Source organism: Tetzosporium hominis, assembly GCF_002265435.1.
Classification (GTDB): Bacteria; Bacillota; Bacilli; order Bacillales_A; family Planococcaceae; genus Chryseomicrobium; species Chryseomicrobium hominis.
This window is the reverse complement of record NZ_NOKQ01000242.1, coordinates 1-258: the sequence shown is the minus strand read 5'-3', so window position 1 is coordinate 258 and position 258 is coordinate 1. Positions and strand designations below refer to the sequence as shown.

1 protein-coding gene is annotated in these 258 nt (G+C 44.2%); it reads left to right on the top strand.

Annotation, left to right across the window (positions count from 1 at the left end):
• On the top strand, positions 1-258 hold a 258-nt coding region (locus CF394_RS11465; RefSeq protein WP_500691227.1), incomplete at both ends, for an LbetaH domain-containing protein.

The window sequence follows — 258 nt, the reverse complement described above, 5'->3', positions numbered from 1 at the left end:
AATTACGGACCTTGGGGCAGGCTTCTCGCCAAAAACAGGCTGCCTTTAACAAGGAAGAAGATTCCTTGAAGGGAGCTGAAATCATCAAGACTTGGTTTGGTTCAACCGGGCAAAATCTTTATATCAATACTCGCTTGATGGTGGACTACGGTATCAATATCCATCTCGGGGAAAATTTTTATTCTAATTGGAATTTGACCATGCTGGATGTTTGTCCGATTCGCATCGGGAACAATGCCATGATTGGTCCCAACTGCC